This is a genomic window from Cobetia sp. 1CM21F, assembly GCF_023161745.1.
Taxonomy (GTDB): domain Bacteria; phylum Pseudomonadota; class Gammaproteobacteria; order Pseudomonadales; family Halomonadaceae; genus Cobetia; species Cobetia amphilecti.
Map to the genome: position 1 here is coordinate 1 of NZ_JALNTQ010000019.1, position 434 is coordinate 434.

Annotated in this window: 1 protein-coding gene; it reads left to right on the forward strand. The window is 67.1% G+C overall.

Translation table 11 applies throughout. From position 1 onward, the window contains the following. Positions 1-434, forward strand: a 434-nt coding sequence (locus tag MSG32_RS17915) for an Ig-like domain-containing protein (RefSeq protein WP_248381137.1), incomplete at both ends; no start/stop codon positions are given.

Genomic DNA, 434 nt, shown 5'->3' on the forward strand with positions numbered 1-434 from the left:
GTCGATGCCCCGGCACTGACCTCCGACACCACGCCGACCATCGTCGGTACCACCGATGCCGAAGACGGCAGCACCGTCACCCTGGTCATCACCGACAGCGACGGCAACGAGCAGACCGTCACCGCCACCGTCGAGAACGGCACCTACAGTGTCGACGCCGAGACCCCGCTGAGCGAAGGCGAGTACAGCGTCGAGGCCTCGGTCACCGATCCGGCCGGCAACACCGCGACTAGCAACGACGTGGGCGAGATCGACGCAAGCGCGCCGGCGCTGACTGTCGATGCCCCGGCACTGACCTCCGACACCACGCCGACCATCGTCGGTACCACCGATGCCGACGATGGCAGCACCGTCACGCTGGTCATCACCGACAGCGACGGCAACGAGCAGACCGTCACCGCGACTGTCGAGAACGGCACCTACACGGTTGACGC